Annotated in this window: 18 protein-coding genes and 1 pseudogene; 15 read left to right on the top strand and 4 right to left on the bottom strand. The window is 69.4% G+C overall.

Annotated elements, in window-relative coordinates; all coding sequences use genetic code 11:
- Window positions 1-1,190, top strand: a pseudogene (locus JDV09_RS18575) (hypothetical protein); the annotation flags it as partial.
- Between the two features lie 49 nt (window positions 1,191-1,239).
- Here the strand turns inward: JDV09_RS18575 and JDV09_RS18570 are convergent.
- Together JDV09_RS18570 and JDV09_RS18565 are read right to left on the bottom strand one after the other, a co-directional pair.
- Window positions 1,240-1,956, bottom strand: a complete 717-nt coding sequence (locus tag JDV09_RS18570; RefSeq protein ID WP_255605585.1) for a GAF and ANTAR domain-containing protein — start codon at window positions 1,954-1,956, stop codon at window positions 1,240-1,242.
- Between the two features lie 91 nt (window positions 1,957-2,047).
- On the bottom strand, window positions 2,048-2,545 hold the full coding sequence (locus tag JDV09_RS18565) for a DUF1990 domain-containing protein (protein WP_221370612.1): 498 nt from the start codon (window positions 2,543-2,545) through the stop codon (window positions 2,048-2,050).
- Between the two features lie 112 nt (window positions 2,546-2,657).
- Here JDV09_RS18565 and JDV09_RS18560 point away from each other — a divergent pair, with 112 nt between their 5' ends.
- From JDV09_RS18560 to pdxT, 12 genes are all read left to right on the top strand, one after another.
- A complete protein-coding gene (locus JDV09_RS18560; protein ID WP_221370611.1) occupies window positions 2,658-3,287 on the top strand; it encodes a PaaI family thioesterase in 630 nt (209 codons plus the stop codon).
- Window positions 3,284-3,712, top strand: a complete 429-nt coding sequence (locus JDV09_RS18555; RefSeq protein ID WP_221370610.1) for a TIGR02611 family protein — start codon at window positions 3,284-3,286, stop codon at window positions 3,710-3,712. The genes JDV09_RS18560 and JDV09_RS18555 overlap by 4 nt, the downstream gene beginning before the upstream one ends.
- A gap of 78 nt (window positions 3,713-3,790) precedes the next feature.
- Complete coding sequence (thrS, locus tag JDV09_RS18550; protein ID WP_221370609.1) at window positions 3,791-5,854, top strand: threonine--tRNA ligase; 2,064 nt, start codon at window positions 3,791-3,793, stop codon at window positions 5,852-5,854.
- 1 nt (window position 5,855) lies between these two features.
- Window positions 5,856-6,404 (top strand): ATP adenylyltransferase, encoded by a 549-nt coding sequence (locus JDV09_RS18545; RefSeq protein WP_221370608.1) that lies wholly within the window; start codon window positions 5,856-5,858, stop codon window positions 6,402-6,404.
- The gene (gene pgsA, locus JDV09_RS18540) at window positions 6,401-7,072 is read left to right on the top strand and encodes a phosphatidylinositol phosphate synthase (RefSeq protein WP_308124164.1); all 672 of its coding nucleotides are present in this window, start codon (window positions 6,401-6,403) and stop codon (window positions 7,070-7,072) included. Before JDV09_RS18545 ends, pgsA begins: the two co-directional genes overlap by 4 nt.
- A gap of 20 nt (window positions 7,073-7,092) precedes the next feature.
- A complete protein-coding gene (locus JDV09_RS18535; RefSeq protein WP_221370607.1) occupies window positions 7,093-8,052 on the top strand; it encodes a phosphatidylinositol mannoside acyltransferase in 960 nt (319 codons plus the stop codon).
- 10 nt (window positions 8,053-8,062) lie between these two features.
- On the top strand, window positions 8,063-9,205 hold the full coding sequence (locus JDV09_RS18530; protein WP_221370606.1) for a glycosyltransferase family 4 protein: 1,143 nt from the start codon (window positions 8,063-8,065) through the stop codon (window positions 9,203-9,205).
- Complete coding sequence (locus tag JDV09_RS18525) at window positions 9,202-10,239, top strand: NUDIX hydrolase (protein ID WP_221370605.1); 1,038 nt, start codon at window positions 9,202-9,204, stop codon at window positions 10,237-10,239. The genes JDV09_RS18530 and JDV09_RS18525 overlap by 4 nt, the downstream gene beginning before the upstream one ends.
- A gap of 115 nt (window positions 10,240-10,354) precedes the next feature.
- Entirely contained in the window at window positions 10,355-11,263 is a 909-nt protein-coding gene (gene pdxS / locus JDV09_RS18520) for a pyridoxal 5'-phosphate synthase lyase subunit PdxS (protein WP_308124165.1), read from the top strand.
- A 7-nt stretch (window positions 11,264-11,270) separates the two neighbouring features.
- Window positions 11,271-11,480, top strand: a complete 210-nt coding sequence (locus JDV09_RS18515) for a hypothetical protein (RefSeq protein WP_221370604.1) — start codon at window positions 11,271-11,273, stop codon at window positions 11,478-11,480.
- Window positions 11,480-12,328 carry an acyl-CoA thioesterase II gene (gene tesB / locus JDV09_RS18510; protein ID WP_221370603.1) on the top strand — a complete coding sequence of 283 codons (849 nt, stop codon included), beginning with the start codon at window positions 11,480-11,482 and terminating at the stop codon, window positions 12,326-12,328. Before JDV09_RS18515 ends, tesB begins: the two co-directional genes overlap by 1 nt.
- Window positions 12,325-12,918 (top strand): pyridoxal 5'-phosphate synthase glutaminase subunit PdxT, encoded by a 594-nt coding sequence (gene pdxT, locus JDV09_RS18505; RefSeq protein ID WP_221370602.1) that lies wholly within the window; start codon window positions 12,325-12,327, stop codon window positions 12,916-12,918. The genes tesB and pdxT overlap by 4 nt, the downstream gene beginning before the upstream one ends.
- A gap of 21 nt (window positions 12,919-12,939) precedes the next feature.
- Here pdxT and JDV09_RS18500 read toward each other — a convergent pair whose 3' ends face one another.
- Window positions 12,940-14,178 carry an acyl-CoA dehydrogenase family protein gene (locus JDV09_RS18500; RefSeq protein WP_221370601.1) on the bottom strand — a complete coding sequence of 413 codons (1,239 nt, stop codon included), beginning with the start codon at window positions 14,176-14,178 and terminating at the stop codon, window positions 12,940-12,942.
- A 188-nt stretch (window positions 14,179-14,366) separates the two neighbouring features.
- Between JDV09_RS18500 and JDV09_RS18495 the strand changes: the two genes are divergently transcribed.
- On the top strand, window positions 14,367-15,122 hold the full coding sequence (locus JDV09_RS18495; protein WP_221370600.1) for a YebC/PmpR family DNA-binding transcriptional regulator: 756 nt from the start codon (window positions 14,367-14,369) through the stop codon (window positions 15,120-15,122).
- A gap of 12 nt (window positions 15,123-15,134) precedes the next feature.
- Here JDV09_RS18495 and JDV09_RS18490 read toward each other — a convergent pair whose 3' ends face one another.
- Entirely contained in the window at window positions 15,135-15,971 is an 837-nt protein-coding gene (locus tag JDV09_RS18490) for an alpha/beta fold hydrolase (protein ID WP_221370599.1), read from the bottom strand.
- A 63-nt stretch (window positions 15,972-16,034) separates the two neighbouring features.
- Here JDV09_RS18490 and JDV09_RS18485 point away from each other — a divergent pair, with 63 nt between their 5' ends.
- A complete protein-coding gene (locus JDV09_RS18485) occupies window positions 16,035-16,646 on the top strand; it encodes a TetR/AcrR family transcriptional regulator (RefSeq protein ID WP_221370598.1) in 612 nt (203 codons plus the stop codon).
- Window positions 16,647-16,651: the final 5 nt, after the last annotated feature.

Here is a 16,651-nt window from a genome sequence, read left to right as displayed (position 1 = left end):
CGCCGCCGGTGCCGGGTGGTCCTGGTGGTGTGGGTGCGGTGCCTGCTGAGGTGGTGACGCCGCCGGTGCCGGGTGGTCCTGGTGCTCCGATCGAGGCGGCCGCCGCCGACGTCGGCGCCGGCTCTCCGCCGGCCCCCGCTGCTCCGATCCTCGGTGATGCGGGCGCAGTGGCACCACCCGCGCCGCCGGCGACCGGTGCTCCGATCGAGGCGGCCGCCGCGGACGTCGGCGCCGGTGGTCCGGCAGTCCCGGCCGCCCCGGTCTTCGGTGACGCCGGCGTGGCCGCGCCAGCGGGCCTGCCTGGCGCGGGTGCCCCGGTCGAGGGTGCCGCGGGTGCTGTCGGTGCCGGTGGTGGTCCGGCCGCGGGTGCAGGTGGTCCGGCCGCGGGTGCAGGTGCTCCGGTCGAGGCTGCCGCCGCACAGGTTGCCCCGCCCGCGCCTGGCGCACCCGTCGCGGCGGGCGTACCCGCTGCGACGCCGCCGGTGCCGCCGGTGCCGGGTGCTCCGATCGTGGGTGAGGCGGGTGTGGTGACGCCGCCGGTGCCGCCGGCTCCCGGAGGAGTGGCTGCTGTGCCGGCCGGGGTTGTGACGCCCCCGGTGCCGCCGGTGCCGGGTGCTCCGATCGTGGGTGACGCCGGTGTGGTGACGCCGCCGGTGCCGCCCGCGCCCGCGACGTCCGCAGCGAGCTCGGTGGAGTCCGTCGCCCCTTGGGTTCCGCCGACGCCCCCCGGAGCGGGTGGTGCCGGTGCCGCCACGCCCTCGTCGCCGATTCCGGGCACTCCCGGTAGCTCGGTGGCCGTCTCCGATCTGCTCACGCCGTTGGGCATGATGCGGACCGTGCAGAACGGGGTGTCGTCCGCGGCCAGCGCGCTTCCCCCGCCCGCCCCCGGGGTGCCGGGCGCACCCGGGGCCGCCTCGGTCGCTGTCCCGGGACCCGCGGATCAGTTCACGCCGCTGGTGGCGACGGGCATCTCGAACCTGGTGTCCCCTCAGTCGCTGCCCGTCACATCGATTCCGGGACTGCCGGTCCCGCTGCCCAGCGAGATCTCCCTGCCGACGGAGTCGCTGTGCGCGGACTGGTCGGCCTCCAGGGCGGACGGTGCGTCCGGCCCCGGAGTCAACGTGGACATTCCGCAGGCCTTGGTCACCGGAGCGCCCGTTGGGGACCATCGCCACCGGTGGGGGGATTAGGAGCCGGTCCCGCCCTGGCCGGCGGCTGAGGACGCGGTGGCCTGCGTGCTCAGCCGTCCCGGCCTTCCGGTTTGGTCACCAACTCGGTGGCGACCTGGATCAACGGCACATTCGAGTCCTGCGACAGCTTGCGCAGTACCGCGAAGGCCTGAACGGCGTCCACGCCGTAGCGCTCCATGATCATGCCCTTGGCCTGGCCGATGACGTCCCGGCTGGACAGCGCACGGCGGAACTGCTCGTCGCGGCGCGCTGAATTCCACGCCACCGACGAATGCGCCGCGAAGATCAGACCGAGGGTGCGCGACTCCGCGCTGAACGCGGCGGGGTGATCCGAGTAGACGTTCAGCGCACCCACGGTCTCGCCCGCGATGAACATCTGGAAGGCCATGATCGACCGGATCGGCGTCTCGGTCAGCGCATCGCGCCGGTAGTTCGGGAACCGCGGCTCGGTCTCGAGGTCGGGAACGTGGATGGTCTTCTCTTCCCAGGCTGCGGTCAGGCACGGACCCTCGCGGTAGCGCTGCTGGATCTTGTCCAGCAACACCGGCCAGTGGTGGGTGGCTGCCGGGGTGTCGATGTGCTTGGCGTTGCGTGTCAGCGTGATGCCGGCGTACTGGGCGCCAGGGATCTCGACCGCGGCGTGCTCGGCCAACTCGGCGACCACGGTGTCGGAATCGGTATCGGGCCTGTTGTGCAGGCCCTGCACCAGCTCGGCCACGCGCAGATGTGCGGCCTGCATGTCCGCTGGAACACTCACCTTCACCATCCGAACTCGAACGTCGATAGGGTGTTTCAGGCTACCGCCGAACACCGCTGATCATCTGCGCATAGATGATGTCGCCGGCGGCGAGGACGCCTCACAGCGCCCGCACATACCGTTGAGCGATCAGCCGCTGCATCAGCGAGGTGACCGGTGACGCCAGCCGTGCCCACCAGGTCGCATGCCGGGAGAATGCCGCCACCTCGGCCCACACCTCGGTGCTGACCGGGTCGTAGCGCACCAGGAACAGCTCCTCACCCGACACGGCATGGCCGGGCAGTGTCCCGTACGCGAATCCGCGGCGGTCGGGTTCGTCGACGACGTAGACCACTCGGCACGGCGCCACCATTGGCCCCAGATGAACCAGCACCTCCGAACCGACCTCCGCCACCTCGGTGCTGGCCTGGACGCGAAGGCCGGCGCCTCGCAACATGCCCCAGCGCATGCCCGTCGCCGCGGCCTCCTCGAAGCGCTCCCGCCCGCGCCCGATCACCGAGGTTGTGCGCAGGTGCTGGTAGCCGGCGGGCATCGGTCCCGCGGTCGCGCCGGCCTCCCGATAGGTCAGCGGTGCCCCGGCCAGGTCGGTCAGCTTCACAGCTGCCAGCTTGGCATCACCGCTCCGGCGCCGCGACGGTGTCCGCCGCCGAGTCGGCAACGGATCACCACCGGGGTCGGCTCACCGTCGCGAGACCCAATACGGTGAGCTGGTGAGCATCCACGCACCTGGCGAGCCGCACGCGGGCGGGGGTTTCAACCCACCGGAGCCCACCACCGCCGGCGGCCCGGACTACGGACGCTTCATCGAGGAGGTCCGCGGGCTGCAGGATCACGCCCGCGCCGCCGATGCACCCGATGAGGTGATCACCGCGGCCGCCGATCTGATCGCCCAGGTCAACCTGCTGCTGGCGCCCTATGACGCCGACGAGTGGTGTTCGCCGTCGGGGCGGCGGATGGACCTGCCCAACCGGGGCAACATCCTGGGGGTTCCCTCGGAGCTGCACGTGACCGAGGCCGGCCGCATCGGTGGTCAGGCATTGTTCCGGCGATTCCACCTCGGGCGCAACGGCGCGGTGCACGGCGGTGCGGTCGCTCATCTTTTCGACTCGCTGCTCGGTTTCACCGCCTTCCGACTCAGCGGACGGGCCGCGCAGCGCACCGCCTTCCTGCATGTCGACTATCGCAAGATCGTCCCGATCGACACGCCGGTGCGGGTCGATGCCGGAATCGACTCGACCGAGGACCGCAAGGTGTTCGTATCGGGGCGCGTCCTCGACGGTGATGTGGTGCTGGCCGAGGCCCACGCGCTGTTCCTCAAGTTGAAACCGGGCCAGCCGTGAGCAACGGCCAACGCGCCGGGTTCGTTCGGCGCTGGGCCCGGTGGCGCGACGGGCTGCGGGAGCGGCCCTTCATCGACGCCGGATACCGGGCCGGCGTCGCCGTGCTCGGCGTGCTGGTTCTCGCGGTGGGCATCGTAGCCATCCCGTACCCGGGTCCCGGCTGGGCGATCGTGTTCGTCGGGCTGGCCATCCTGGCGACGGAATTCGATTGGGCACGCCGGTTGCTGGCCTACGCGCGTCGGCGGTACGACGCCGCGATGGCCTGGTTCAAGCAACAGGGCTGGTGGGTGAAGGCGCTCGGGGTCGCGTTCACCGCCGCGGTCGTGCTGGCCACGCTGTGGCTGTTGGGCTTCCTGGATTTCGCCGGCGGGCTGGTGAACTTCGAACCGGCATGGCTGGATAGCCCCATTGGTATCGGGGCCTGACGGGCCACCCGGATAGCATGGTCGCGGTCGTAGCCCCGGCCCTGTACCCATGCACGCCGAGAGTTTGGAGAGCCCGCGATGAGCGCCCCCGTCAGCCCCGCCCTGGCAGCCCCGATCCGGGTCACTGCCGGGACGACCGCAGGGCAGGCGGTCCGCGACGCCGGACTGCCGAGCCGGGGTGAGCCCGACGCCGTCGTCGTCGTGCGCGACGGCGACGGACGGTTGCGTGACCTGTCCTGGGTGCCCGATGCCGATGTCGAGGTCACCCCGGTCGCCGCGAACACCGAAGACGGGCGCAGCGTGATCCGGCACTCGGCCGCCCATGTGCTGGCCCAGGCCGTGCAGGGCATGTTCCCCGACGCCAAGCTCGGTATCGGCCCGCCGATCACCGACGGGTTCTACTACGACTTCGAGGTCGCCCAGCCGTTCACGCCCGAGGACCTCGAGGCGCTCGAGAAGCGGATGCGCCAGATCGTCAAGCAGGGGCAGCTGTTCTCCCGCCGGGTTTTCGCCTCCACGGACGAGGCGCGCGAGGAGCTGGCCGACGAGCCTTACAAGCTGGAGCTGATCGACGACAAGTCCGGCGATCCCGACGTGATGGAGGTCGGTGGAGACGAGCTGACCGCCTACGACAACCTCAACCCGCGCACCCGGGAACGGGAGTGGGGTGATCTGTGCCGAGGGCCGCACATCCCCACCACCCGCTACATCCCCGCGTTCAAGTTGACCCGCAGCTCGGCGGCCTACTGGCGCGGTGACCAGAACAACGCCAGCCTGCAGCGCATCTACGGCACCGCCTGGGAGACGCAGGAGTCGCTCGACCGGCATCTCGAGCTGATCGAGGAGGCGCAACGCCGCGACCACCGCAAGCTCGGCGTCGAACTCGACCTGTTCAGCTTTCCCGACGAATTGGGCTCCGGTCTGCCGGTGTTCCACCCCAAGGGTGGTGTGGTGCGCCGGGAGATGGAGGAGTATTCGCGGCGTAAGCACATCGAGGCCGGCTACGAATTCGTGAACACCCCCCACATCACCAAGGAGCAGCTCTACGTCACCTCCGGGCACCTGGAGTGGTACGCCGACGGCATGTTCCCGCCGATGCACATCGATGCCGAGTTCGACGCCGACGGCACGGTCCGCAAGCCGGGGCAGAACTACTACCTCAAACCGATGAACTGCCCCATGCACCACCTGATCTACCGGTCCCGGGGACGGTCCTATCGCGAACTTCCTTTGCGGCTCTTCGAATTCGGCAGTGTCTACCGATACGAGAAGTCCGGGGTGGTGCACGGGCTGACCCGGGTGCGGGGCATGACGCAGGACGACTCCCACATCTACACCACCCGCGAGCAGATGCGTGACGAGCTGGCCTCGCTGCTGCGGTTCGTGCTCGACCTGCTGGCCGACTACGGTCTGAACGACTTCTTCCTGGAGCTGTCCACCAAGGACCCGGACAAGTACGTCGGCTCCGACGAGGCTTGGGAGGAGGCCACCGAGACGCTGCGCGAGGTCGCGGAGGCTTCGGGGCTGGAGCTGGTGCCCGATCCGGGCGGTGCGGCGTTCTACGGGCCGAAGATCTCGGTGCAGGTCCGGGACGCCCTGGGCCGCAGCTGGCAGATGTCGACGATCCAGCTCGACTTCAACATGCCCGACCGCTTCGAACTGGAGTACACCGCGGCCGACGGGAGCCGGCAGCGCCCGGTGCTGATCCACCGGGCCCTGTTCGGATCGATCGAACGGTTCTTCGGCATCCTCACCGAGCACTACGCGGGCGCGTTCCCGGCCTGGCTGGCGCCGGTGCAGGTGGTGGGCATCCCGGTGGCCGACGGGCACATCCCTTATCTGGACGGCCTGGTGAGCCAACTGAAGACGCTCGGTATCCGCGCCGAGGTCGACACCACCGATGACCGGATGGCCAAGAAGATCGTCAACCACACCAACGCCAAGGTGCCGTTCATGTTGCTGGCCGGCGACCGCGACGTGGAGGCCGACGCCGTCAGCTTCCGGTTCGGGGACCGGACGCAGATCAACGGGGTTCCGCGGGAGCAGGCGGTCGACGCCATCGTCGACTGGGTGCGACGGCGGGAGAACGCCACCCCCACCGCGGAACTGGTCACTGTCGGCACCGCCGCGGACAAGGGGTGACGTGGATCCGGAGGACACGATCGTAGATCGCGGTGTCGGCGACCCCGACCGTCTGCAGCGTCTGTGGACGCCCCACCGGATGACCTACATCGCCGAGGCCGTCAAGTCGGGCGCGTCGGCCTCGTCCGAACCGTTCACCGACATTCCGAACATGTCGGACGAGGACGGGCTCGTGGTGGCCCGCGGCGAGTTGGTCTACGTGGTTCTCAACCTGTACCCGTACAACCCGGGTCACCTGATGGTGGTGCCCTACCGCCGGGTGGCCGAACTGGAGAACCTCACCGAGGCGGAGAGCGCCGAACTGATGGCGTTCGTCCAGAAGGCCATTCGGGTGATGAAGGCGGTGTCTCGGCCGCACGGCTTCAACGTCGGCCTGAACCTGGGCACTTCGGCGGGTGGTTCGCTCTCGGAGCACCTGCACATGCATGTGGTCCCGCGGTGGGGCGGCGACGCCAATTTCATCACCGTCGTCGGGGATGCCAAGGTGATCCCGCAGTTGCTGCGGGACACCCGCAAGCTGCTGGCCACCGAGTGGGACAACCAGCCGTGAGCGACTTCTACCTGATGACCCGCGCGGCGTACACCAAGCTGTCCCGGCCGGTGGCCAGGGGTGCGCTGAGGCTGGGGCTCACGCCCGACAGCGTCACCATCCTGGGTACCGCGGGAACCGTGCTGGCGGCGCTTACTTTGTTCCCGATCGGCCAGCTGTGGTGGGGTGCGGTCGCCGTCGCGTTCTTCGTGCTGGCCGACATGCTCGACGGCGCGATGGCCCGCGAACGCGGCGGCGGCACCCGTTTCGGCGCGGTGCTCGATGCCACCTGCGACCGGATCAGCGACGGCGCCGTCTTCTGCGGCTTGCTGTGGTGGTCGGCGTTCGGGGTGCAGAACGCCGAACTGGTCGTCGCGACGATGATCTGTCTGGTGTCCTCGCAGGTCATCTCCTACACCAAGGCCAGGGCGGAGGCCAGCGGGCTGTCCGCCGACGGCGGACTGATCGAGCGACCCGAGCGGCTGGTCATCGTCCTGGCCGGGGCGGGGCTGTCCGACCTGCCGTTCTTCCCGATGCCCTGGCTGCTCGACGCCGCGATGTGGCTCCTGGCTGTTGCCAGCGTCGTGACGGTGGGGCAGCGCCTGCACAGTGTGCGTGTCTCGCCGGGTGCGATGGATCCGCTGGCGGCGGCAGAGCGCGGCGAGAAACCCGAGACCACCGAGCAATGAGACCGTACCCGGGCTGGTCGATGACCGCGCGCACACGCCAGCTGCCCGACCCGTTCGCATTGCGTGACCACGCCAGCGATCTGGGCTATGCGGCGGGGTGGCGCCTGGTGCGCGCCGCACCGGAGTTCGTCGCGCGCAGCGTCTTCGGCGCCGGAGCCTGGTATGCCGCGCGCGGCGGCGGACCCGAACAGCTGCGCAAGAACCTGGCCCGGGTGATCGGCAAGAGCCCCGAGGACGTGCCCGACGACCTGATCCGTGCTTCGCTGGACTCCTATGCCCGGTATTGGCGGGAGGCGTTCCGGTTGCCGTCGATGAATCACGTGAAGATCGGTGAGCGGCTGCACGTCGATGACGTCGACCTACTGTGGGGCGCGCTGGAGCAGGGCCGCGGCGCGGTGCTGGCCCTGCCGCACAGCGGGAACTGGGACATGGCCGGCGTGTGGCTGGTGCAGCACCACGGCTCCCTCTCCACGGTCGCCGAAAGGCTCAAACCCGAATCGCTGTACCGGCGTTTCCTCGCCTACCGCGAGAGCCTCGGCTTCGAGGTGGTGCCGCTGTCGGGTGGCGAGCGCCCACCGTTCGAGGTGCTCGCCGACCGGCTGCGCGACAACGGCGTGGTCTGCCTGATGGCCGACCGGGACCTCACCCGCACCGGCGTACAGGTCGACTTCTTCGGCGAGCCCACCCGGCTGCCTGCCGGCCCGGCCAGACTCGCGGTGGAGACGGGTGCGGCGTTGTTCCCGGTGCACTGCTGGTTCGAGCCCGACGGCTGGGGCATGCGGGTCTACCCCGAACTCGACGTCTCCTCCGGCGACGTCACGGCGATCACCCAGGCGCTGGCAAACCGATTCGCGGCCAACATCGCCGATCATCCCGAGGACTGGCACATGCTGCAGCCGCAGTGGCTGGCAGACCTGTCCGACGAGCGCCGGGCCCGTCTACTCGGCGGGGGAGAGCGCGGCGGCCCGGGGGCCGGATGAGGTCGGCCTGATGCGGATCGGCATGGTGTGTCCCTATTCGTTCGATGTGCCCGGTGGGGTGCAGTCCCACGTGCTGCAACTCGCCGAGGTGATGCACGGGTTGGGCCACGAGGTCAGCGTGCTCGCCCCGGCGTCACCCGACGCCCACGACGCGCTGCCGGACTACGTGGTCTCCGGCGGAAAGGCCGTCCCGATCCCGTACAACGGCTCGGTGGCCCGGCTGCGGTTCGGCCCGGCGACCCACCGCAGGGTGAAGAAGTGGCTCATGCGCGGTGAGTTCGACGTGCTGCACCTGCACGAGCCGAATGCACCCAGCCTGTCGATGCTGGCGCTGAACATCGCCGAGGGGCCGATCGTCGCGACGTTCCACACCTCGACGACGAAATCGCTGACGTTGTCGGTGTTCGAACCCATCCTGCGGCCGATGCACGAAAAGATCGTCGGGCGCATCGCGGTGTCCGACCTTGCCCGGCGCTGGCAGATGGAGGCGCTGGGCAGCGACGCCGTCGAGATCCCCAACGGGGTCGACGTCGCGTCGTTCGCGACCGCCGAACCCCTGCAGGGTTACCCACGGCCCGGTAGGTCGGTGCTGTTCCTCGGCCGCTTCGACGAACCGCGCAAGGGCATGGCGGTTCTGCTGGGTGCGCTCCCCGCGCTGGTCGAGCGTTTCCCCGACATCGAGATTCTGGTCGTGGGTCGGGGCGACGAGGATGCGCTACGCGAGCAGGCGGGCGCATTGGCCGGCCATCTGCGCTTCCTCGGCCAGGTCGACGATGCACAGAAGGCTTCCGCGATGCGTGGCGCCGATGTCTACTGCGCGCCCCACACCGGCGGGGAGAGCTTCGGGATCGTCCTCGTCGAGGCGATGGCGGCGGGCACCGCGGTGGTCGCCAGCGATCTGGATGCGTTTCGCCGGGTGCTCTGCGACGGGCGTGCCGGGCGGCTGGTGGCCGTCGACGACCCGGATGCGCTGGCGGCCGGGCTGATCGAGGTGCTCGACGACGATGCCGCGCGGGCTGCCTATGTCGAGCGCGCCGCCGAGGCGGTGCGCCGATACGACTGGTCGGTGGTGGCAGCCCAGATCCTGCGGGTGTACGAGACGGTGGCCGGTGCCGGGGTCAAGGTGCAGGTGGCTGGCGGGGCGTTGCTGTGATCGCGTGGGTGACCGCGACCGTCGTCGCGGTGCTCGTCGTGGTGCTTCTGCTGATCGCGGGCTGGGCCTATCAGACGGCCAACCGGCTCGACCGCCTGCACGTGCGCTACGACCTGTCCTGGCAGGCGTTGGACGGTGCCCTGGCGCGGCGCGCGGTGGTCGCCCGCGCGGTGGCCGTCGACGCCTACGGGGTCGGGCCGGACGCCAGGCGGTTGGCCATGCTGGCCGATGCCGCGGAGCGGTCCGGCCGGTCCGGCCGCGAAGCCGCCGAGAACGAGCTGTCCGCGGCGCTGGCGCGGGTCGATCCGGTGGCCCTGCCGCTGGCGCTGGTCGCCGAGCTGGCCGACGCCGAGGCCCGGGTACTGCTGGCGCGCCGCTTCCACAACGACGCGGTGCGCGACACGCTCGCGCTGCGGGAGCGCCCGTTGGTACGGGCGCTGCGGTTGGGTGGCACCGCCGCGTTGCCGAGATATTTCGAGATCGCCGAGGGTGGTGACGCGTCGACCAGAGAGGCGGCCCCGCCGAGCCGGCGAACCTCGGCGCGGGTGGTGCTGCTCGACGAGTCCGGTGCGGTGCTGCTGCTGCGCGGTTCCGACCCGGCCAGCACGCAGACGCCGTCACCCAACTGGTGGTTCACCATCGGCGGCGCGGCGCAGGTGGGGGAGTCGCTGGAGCAGACCGCGGTGCGCGAACTCGAGGAGGAGACCGGGCTGCGGGTGGCGCCCGCCGACATGGTCGGGCCGGTGTGGCGCCGCGACGCCGTCATCGAGTTCAACGGGTCGGTGCTGCGCAGCGAGGAGATGTACTTCGTGCACCGCACCCGCCGCTTCGAGCCCTCCGATGCCGGGCGGTCGGGCCTGGAGCGCACCTACATCCACGGCCACCGCTGGTGCGATGCGACAATGATCGACGAACTGGTCGCCGGCGGCGAGCGCGTCTACCCGAAGCAGTTGGCTGCGCTGCTCGATGAGGCGAACGTGCTGGCCGACGCACCGGGTGTCGATCCCGACAGGCCGGTTCAGTCGATCCGATGACGCTGGCTGTGCGCCGTCTCACAGCGCGCCTGCGGATCGATTGCATTTGCCGTCGCAATTAGACTGGATCGGCAGCAATGTGAAGGAGAGAGCAGTGGAAACCGAAGGTTCGGGGGTGTTCGCCGCGCAGGCCGGGGGGCTGGCCACTCGCGGGACCGCGCGGGTCAAGCGCGGTATGGCCGAGATGCTCAAGGGCGGCGTGATCATGGACGTCGTCACCCCCGAACAGGCCCGCATCGCCGAGGGCGCGGGTGCGGTGGCGGTGATGGCGTTGGAGCGGGTACCGGCCGACATCCGGGCCCAGGGCGGCGTCTCGCGGATGAGCGACCCGGACATGATCGAGGGCATCATCGACGCGGTCACCATCCCGGTGATGGCCAAGGCACGCATCGGCCACTTCGTGGAGGCCCAGATCCTGCAGAGCCTGGGGGTGGACTATGTCGACGAGTCGGAGGTGCTGACCCCTGCCGACTACGCCAACCACATCGACAAGTGGAAGTTCACCGTTCCGTTCGTGTGCGGCGCGACCAATCTCGGTGAGGCGCTGCGGCGCATCACCGAGGGCGCGGCGATGATCCGCTCCAAGGGTGAGGCCGGCACCGGCGACGTGTCCAACGCCACCACCCACATGCGCAAGATCGGCGGTGAGATTCGCCGCCTGACGTCGTTGGCCGAGGACGAGTTGTTCGTCGCCGCAAAGGAACTGCAGGCCCCCTACGAACTGGTGGTGGAGGTGGCCCGGGCCGGCAAGCTGCCGGTGACGCTGTTCACCGCGGGCGGCATCGCCACCCCGGCCGATGCGGCGATGATGATGCAGCTGGGCGCCGAGGGTGTGTTCGTGGGCTCGGGAATCTTCAAATCGGGCAATCCGGCCGAACGGGCGGCCGCGATCGTCAAGGCCACCACCTTCTACGACGATCCGGATGTGCTGGCGAAGGTGTCGCGTGGACTGGGAGAGGCCATGGTCGGCATCAACGTCGACGACATCCCGGTGCCACACCGCCTCGCCGAGCGCGGCTGGTAAGCCGCCGATGAGCGCTTGCGCGAAGAGCGACATCGGGATGAGCGCTTGCGCGAAGAGCGACATCGGGATGAGCGCGTGCGCGAAGAGCGACATCGGGATGAGCGCGTGCGCGAAGAGCGACATCGGGATGAGCGCGTGCGCGAAGAGCGACATCGGGATGAGCGCGTGCGCGAAGAGCGACATCGGGATGAGCGCTTGCGCGAAGAGCGACATCTGATGGCGATCGAAGAGATCCTCGATCTCGAACAGATCGAGGTCGACATCTATCGCGGCGGCGTGTTCAGCCCGGAGTCGGGCTACCTGCAACGCACGTTCGGTGGCCACGTGGCCGGCCAGTCACTGGTCTCTGCGGTGCGAACCGTCGAACCGGAGTTCCAGGTGCATTCGCTGCACGGGTACTTCCTGCGGGCCGGCGACGCCCGCGCTCCGTCGGTCTACACCGTCGAGCGGATCCGTGACGGCGGCTCGTTCTGCACGCGCCGCGTCACCGCGATCCAGCACGGCAAGACGATCTTCTCGATGGCGGCGTCGTTCCAGACCGACCAGAGTGGCATCGAACACCAGGACGCGATGCCGCCGGCGCCACCGCCGGACGACATTCCGGACTTCAAGGCCGCCAGCAGGGTGTTCGACGACGCCAGCTTCCGGCAGTTCGACGAATGGGATGTGCGGCTCGTTCCGCGCGACCAGCTCACCCTGTTGCCCGGCAAGGCTTCCCAGCAGCAGGTCTGGTTCCGTCACCGCGATCCGCTGCCCGACGATCACGTGCTGCACATCTGTGCGCTGGCCTACATGAGCGATCTGACGCTGCTCGGTTCGGCCCAGGTCAATCACATCGAGGAGCGCACGCATCTGATGGTGGCCTCGTTGGACCACGCGATGTGGTTCATGCGTCCGTTCCGCGCCGACGAGTGGTTGCTCTACGACCAGTCGTCGCCCTCCTCGTGCGGCGGGCGCTCGCTGACGCAGGGCAAGATCTTCAACCGATACGGCGAGATGGTCGCCGCGGTGATGCAGGAGGGGCTCACCCGCTACATCCGCGGCTACACCCCCGAAAACGCGTGAGCGTCCGCGTCGGCGTTCTCGCGTTGCAGGGCGATACCCGCGAGCATCTCCAGGCGCTGCGCGCCGCCGGGGCAGACGCGCTGACGGTTCGCCGCCGCGCTGAGCTGGATTCGATCGACGCGCTGGTGATCCCGGGTGGGGAGTCCACCGCGATGAGCCATCTGCTGCGCGAGTTCGAGCTGCTCGAGCCGTTGCGGGCCCGGCTGGCCGACGGCATGCCGGCCTACGGTTCGTGCGCAGGGATGATCCTGCTGGCCACCGAGATCCTCGATGCCGGAGCCGCCGGGCGCGCGGCCGTGCCGCTGAATGCGATCGATATGACAGTGCGGCGCAACGCCTTCGGTCGACAGGTCGACTCGTTCGAAGACGACATCGCCTTCGACGGGCTGGGTTCCGCGGTGCACGCCGTGTTCATCCGGGCACCGTGGGTCGAGCGGGTGGGCCCGGCGGTGGAGGTGCTCGCCCGGGCGGGCGGCCACATCGTCGCGGTCCGGCAGGGCCGCACCCTGGCGACGGCCTTTCATCCGGAGATGACCGGGGACCGCCGTGTGCACGCGCTGTTCGTCGACATGGTCACCGGCCACGCGTGATTTCGGTGTACTTCGTCACCCTCAGCGTGACGAAGTACACCGAAATCGCTCAGGAATCGGCAGGCCGGTGATCGCGCGCGCCATCACCAGACGCTGGATCTCGCTGGTGCCCTCGAAGATCGTGAAGATCTTGGCGTCGCGATGCATCCGCTCCACCGGGTAGTCGCGGGTGTAGCCGTTGCCGCCGAGGATCTGGATGGCCTCGTCGGTGACGTAGACGGCGGTCTCGCTGGCCACCAGCTTGGCCATCGAGCCCTCTGCGGACTCGAAAGTCTTGCCGTTGCGGGCCATCCACGCCGCGCGGTAGACCAGCAGGCGCGCGGCGTCGATACGCGCCTTCATGTCGGCCAGCTTGAAGGCGACCCCCTGGAACTCGCCGATCTTGCGGCCGAACTGCTCACGCTCGCAGGCGTAGTCGCGGGCGTACTCGTAGGCGGCCCGGGCCACGCCGACAGCCATCGCGCCGACGGTCGGGCGGGTCCGCTCGAAGGTGGCCATCGCAGCCTGTCCGGCCGCCTTCTTGCCCTCGCGCACCTTCGCGATGCGGGCGTCGAACTTCTCCTCGCCGCCGACGATGAGGCCGCTCGGGATGCGGACGTCGTCGAGCACGATCTCGGCGGTGTGCGACGCGCGGATGCCGTGCTTGCGGAATCTCTGGCCCTGCCGCAGCCCCTTGGCGCCGGGCGGGATGATGAACGACGCCTGACCGCGGCTGCCCAGCTCCGGGTGCACCGAGGCGACGACGATGTGGACGTTGGCGATTCCGCCGTTGGTGGCCCAGTTCTTGGTGCCGTTGAGCACCCATTCGTCGGTGGACTCGTCGTAGCGGGCCCTGCTCAGGATCGCCCCGACGTCGGATCCAGCACCCGGCTCCGACGAGCAGAAGGCGGCGACCCGGGGCTCGTTGACGGTGCCGAACATCTGCGGCAGCCATTCGCCCAACTGTTCGGGGGTGCCGTTGGCGGCCAGCGAGGCCGCGGCCAGGCCGGTGCCCAGGATCGACAGCGCGATTCCGGCGTCGCCCCAGAACATCTCCTCGAGGACGACGGTCATGCCCAGCCCGGAGGGTTCGGCGGCCTGCTCGGCGAACATCTCCATCGAGTACAGGCCGACCTTGGCCGCCTCCTGGATGATCGACCAGGGCGTCTCTTCGCGCTCGTCCCACTCGGCCGCGGCGGGGCGGATCACGTCGGCGGCGAACTCGTGCACCCAATCCCGGATGTGGATCAGGTCGGGGGACAGCTCCAGGGAGAACGTCATGGGCACTGATTCTTACTTTGAAGTAAGTTCAACCATCCCCGGGGTATGGCCGAGGCAACACCAGGTGGGTGACAGGCGCCCGACGGGTTTCGGAGTCGCGCGGGCGCCGACGTAGACTTGACGATCGGACTCTCGAACTCAGCTGATCCAGAAGAGAAGAAGCCAGAAGAGAAGAAGGTAGTACCTGCATGAGCGGCCATTCCAAGTGGGCGACCACCAAGCACAAGAAGGCCGTGATCGACGCGCGTCGCGGCAAGAACTTCGCGAAGCTGATCAAGAACATCGAGGTGGCGGCGAGAACCGGTGGTGGTGATCCGGCCGGCAACCCGACCCTGTACGACGCCATCCAGAAGGCCAAGAAGAGCTCGGTGCCCAACGACAACATCGAGCGCGCCCGCAAGCGGGGCGCGGGCGAAGAGGCCGGTGGCGCCGATTGGCAGACCATCACCTATGAGGGCTACGGACCCAATGGTGTCGCGGTGCTCGTCGAGTGCCTGACCGACAACCGCAACCGCGCCGCCGGTGAGGTCCGGGTCGCCATGACCCGCAACGGCGGCAGCATGGCCGACCCGGGATCGGTGGCCTACCTGTTCTCCCGCAAGGGCGTGGTGACGCTGGAGAAGAACGGCCTCAGCGAGGACGACGTGCTCGCCGCGGTCCTCGACGCGGGCGCCGAGGACGTCAACGACCTGGGTGAGAGTTTCGAGGTCATCTCCGAGCCCACCGATCTGGTCAGCGTGCGCACCGCCCTGCAGGACGCCGGGATCGACTACGACTCGGCGGAGGCCAGCTTCCAGCCGTCGGTGACGGTACCGGTGGATCTGGAAGCGGCGCGCAAGGTGCTCAAGCTCGTCGACGCGCTCGAGGACAGCGACGACGTGCAGGACGTGTACACCAACATCGACATCCCCGACGACGTCGCCGCCGCGCTCGACGCCGACTGACCGCTCGGGGTCTCAGTCGGCGGCCAGGAAATCCCCGATCGCACGCGCGGTGCGCTCGGGTTGATCGAGCATCACCAGCACATAGGCGTCGTCGACGATCTGCAGCCGGCCGCGGGGCAGCAGTTCGGCCAGCCGGCGCCCGTGCTCGGCCGGCATCACCGGGTTGTCGCTCCAGAGCACCAGCGCCGGGCGGTCGAACTCGGCGAGCCGGTTGGTGGCGCGGATAAGGTCGGCGCCGTCGAACCGGCTGCGACAGTACTTGACCAGGTCCCGGCGTACCGCCTTACCGGCCAGCCCGGCGGCCGTCCAGTCGTCGACAACCTGTTGGGGGACAGGCTTTTTGGCCATCATGCCGAATATCACGCGCTGCCTGCGCAGCCAGCCGACCCGCAGCTGGCGCATCGCCAGCCACACGGTGCCGGTCGTTCGGGCGGCCAGCCAGGCCACCTTGCCGGGCAGCCCGGGCGGAAAGTTGTCGAACGCCTCCGACGGGCAGATCACCAGCTTGCCGACCCGCTTGTCCCGGCCGAGGTCGGTCAGGAACAACGGGCCGCCCCAGTCGGTCACGACGAGCGTGACGTCGGCCAGGTCGAGCGCGTCGAGGAAGTCGGCGACGATCCCGACCATGCCCGGCAGGGTCAGGTCGGCGCCCTCGCTCATCGGCATGCGGTGACCGCCGATGGGCAGCACCGGGAGCAGGTAGCGATAGCCCGGCGGCAGCCACGGCAGCGCGGTGTCCCACTGCGCGGGGTTCATCAGCAGCCCGTGCAGCAGGACCACGGCGGGGCCCGTCGGGTCGCCTTCCTCGCGGTACTCCAGGGTTCCGGCATCGATGTCAACGGACGGCATTGCGCACCTCATTAGAATGATCGTTCTAGAACGTATGCTCTAGCATGACGCCAGGAGGTGACGATGGCAAGGTCAACCCGGGAGGCGATCCTCACCGCGACCGCCGAGCTGATGCGGAGCAAGGGTTATGCCGCGGTGGGCATGAAGGAGATCGCGGCCGCGTCGGGCGCCCCGATCGGATCGCTGTATCACCACTTCCGCGGCGGAAAGGTGCAGATCGCGCGCGAGGCGCTGGTCAACGCCGGCATCGCCTACGGGATGCTGATCCCGACCGTGGTGGACGACTACGACGACCTCGGCGCGGCGGTCGAGGGGGTCTTCCGGCAGGCGGCCGACGACATGGCGCAGACCCGATTCGCCAACATGTGCCCGGTCGCCAGCGTCTCGGCGGAGATCGCCGACTCGGTCGACGAACTCCGGCGGGCGACCGCGGACATCTTCACCGGCTGGATCGAGGGCGGGACGGCCTACTTCGCGGCGCGTGGTGTCGACGACGCCACCGCCCGGGAGGTGGCGGTCGCCCTGATCGGTGGCCTGGAGGGTGGGTTTCTGCTGGCTCGGGCGTTGCGCGACACCGAACCGCTGCGCGCCGCCGGGCGCGCGCTGGCCCCGCGGTTCCGTGGCATCCCACTCGCCCGGGCCGACGGGCGTGTCCCTACCCCCGCTCGTCGGTAGCCCGG

This window comes from Mycolicibacterium xanthum (assembly GCF_019710635.1).
Classification (GTDB): domain Bacteria; phylum Actinomycetota; class Actinomycetes; order Mycobacteriales; family Mycobacteriaceae; genus Mycobacterium; species Mycobacterium xanthum.
The sequence above is the reverse complement of the archived record's forward strand: the minus strand, read 5'-3'. Positions and strand labels throughout refer to the sequence as shown.

Excerpts from the sequence above, each read along its gene's own strand:
- JDV09_RS18570 (WP_255605585.1), bottom strand. The coding sequence starts at position 1,956 with ATGGTGAAGGTGAGTGTTCCAGCGGACATGCAGGCCGCACATCTGCGC.
- thrS (WP_221370609.1), top strand. The coding sequence starts at position 3,791 with ATGAGCGCCCCCGTCAGCCCCGCCCTGGCAGCCCCGATCCGGGTCACT.
- JDV09_RS18535 (WP_221370607.1), top strand. The coding sequence starts at position 7,093 with ATGACCGCGCGCACACGCCAGCTGCCCGACCCGTTCGCATTGCGTGAC.
- JDV09_RS18530 (WP_221370606.1), top strand. The coding sequence starts at position 8,063 with ATGCGGATCGGCATGGTGTGTCCCTATTCGTTCGATGTGCCCGGTGGG.
- JDV09_RS18515 (WP_221370604.1), top strand. The coding sequence starts at position 11,271 with ATGAGCGCTTGCGCGAAGAGCGACATCGGGATGAGCGCTTGCGCGAAG.
- tesB (WP_221370603.1), top strand. The coding sequence starts at position 11,480 with ATGGCGATCGAAGAGATCCTCGATCTCGAACAGATCGAGGTCGACATC.
- JDV09_RS18500 (WP_221370601.1), bottom strand. The coding sequence starts at position 14,178 with ATGACGTTCTCCCTGGAGCTGTCCCCCGACCTGATCCACATCCGGGAT.
- JDV09_RS18495 (WP_221370600.1), top strand. The coding sequence starts at position 14,367 with ATGAGCGGCCATTCCAAGTGGGCGACCACCAAGCACAAGAAGGCCGTG.
- JDV09_RS18490 (WP_221370599.1), bottom strand. The coding sequence starts at position 15,971 with ATGCCGTCCGTTGACATCGATGCCGGAACCCTGGAGTACCGCGAGGAA.
- JDV09_RS18485 (WP_221370598.1), top strand. The coding sequence starts at position 16,035 with ATGGCAAGGTCAACCCGGGAGGCGATCCTCACCGCGACCGCCGAGCTG.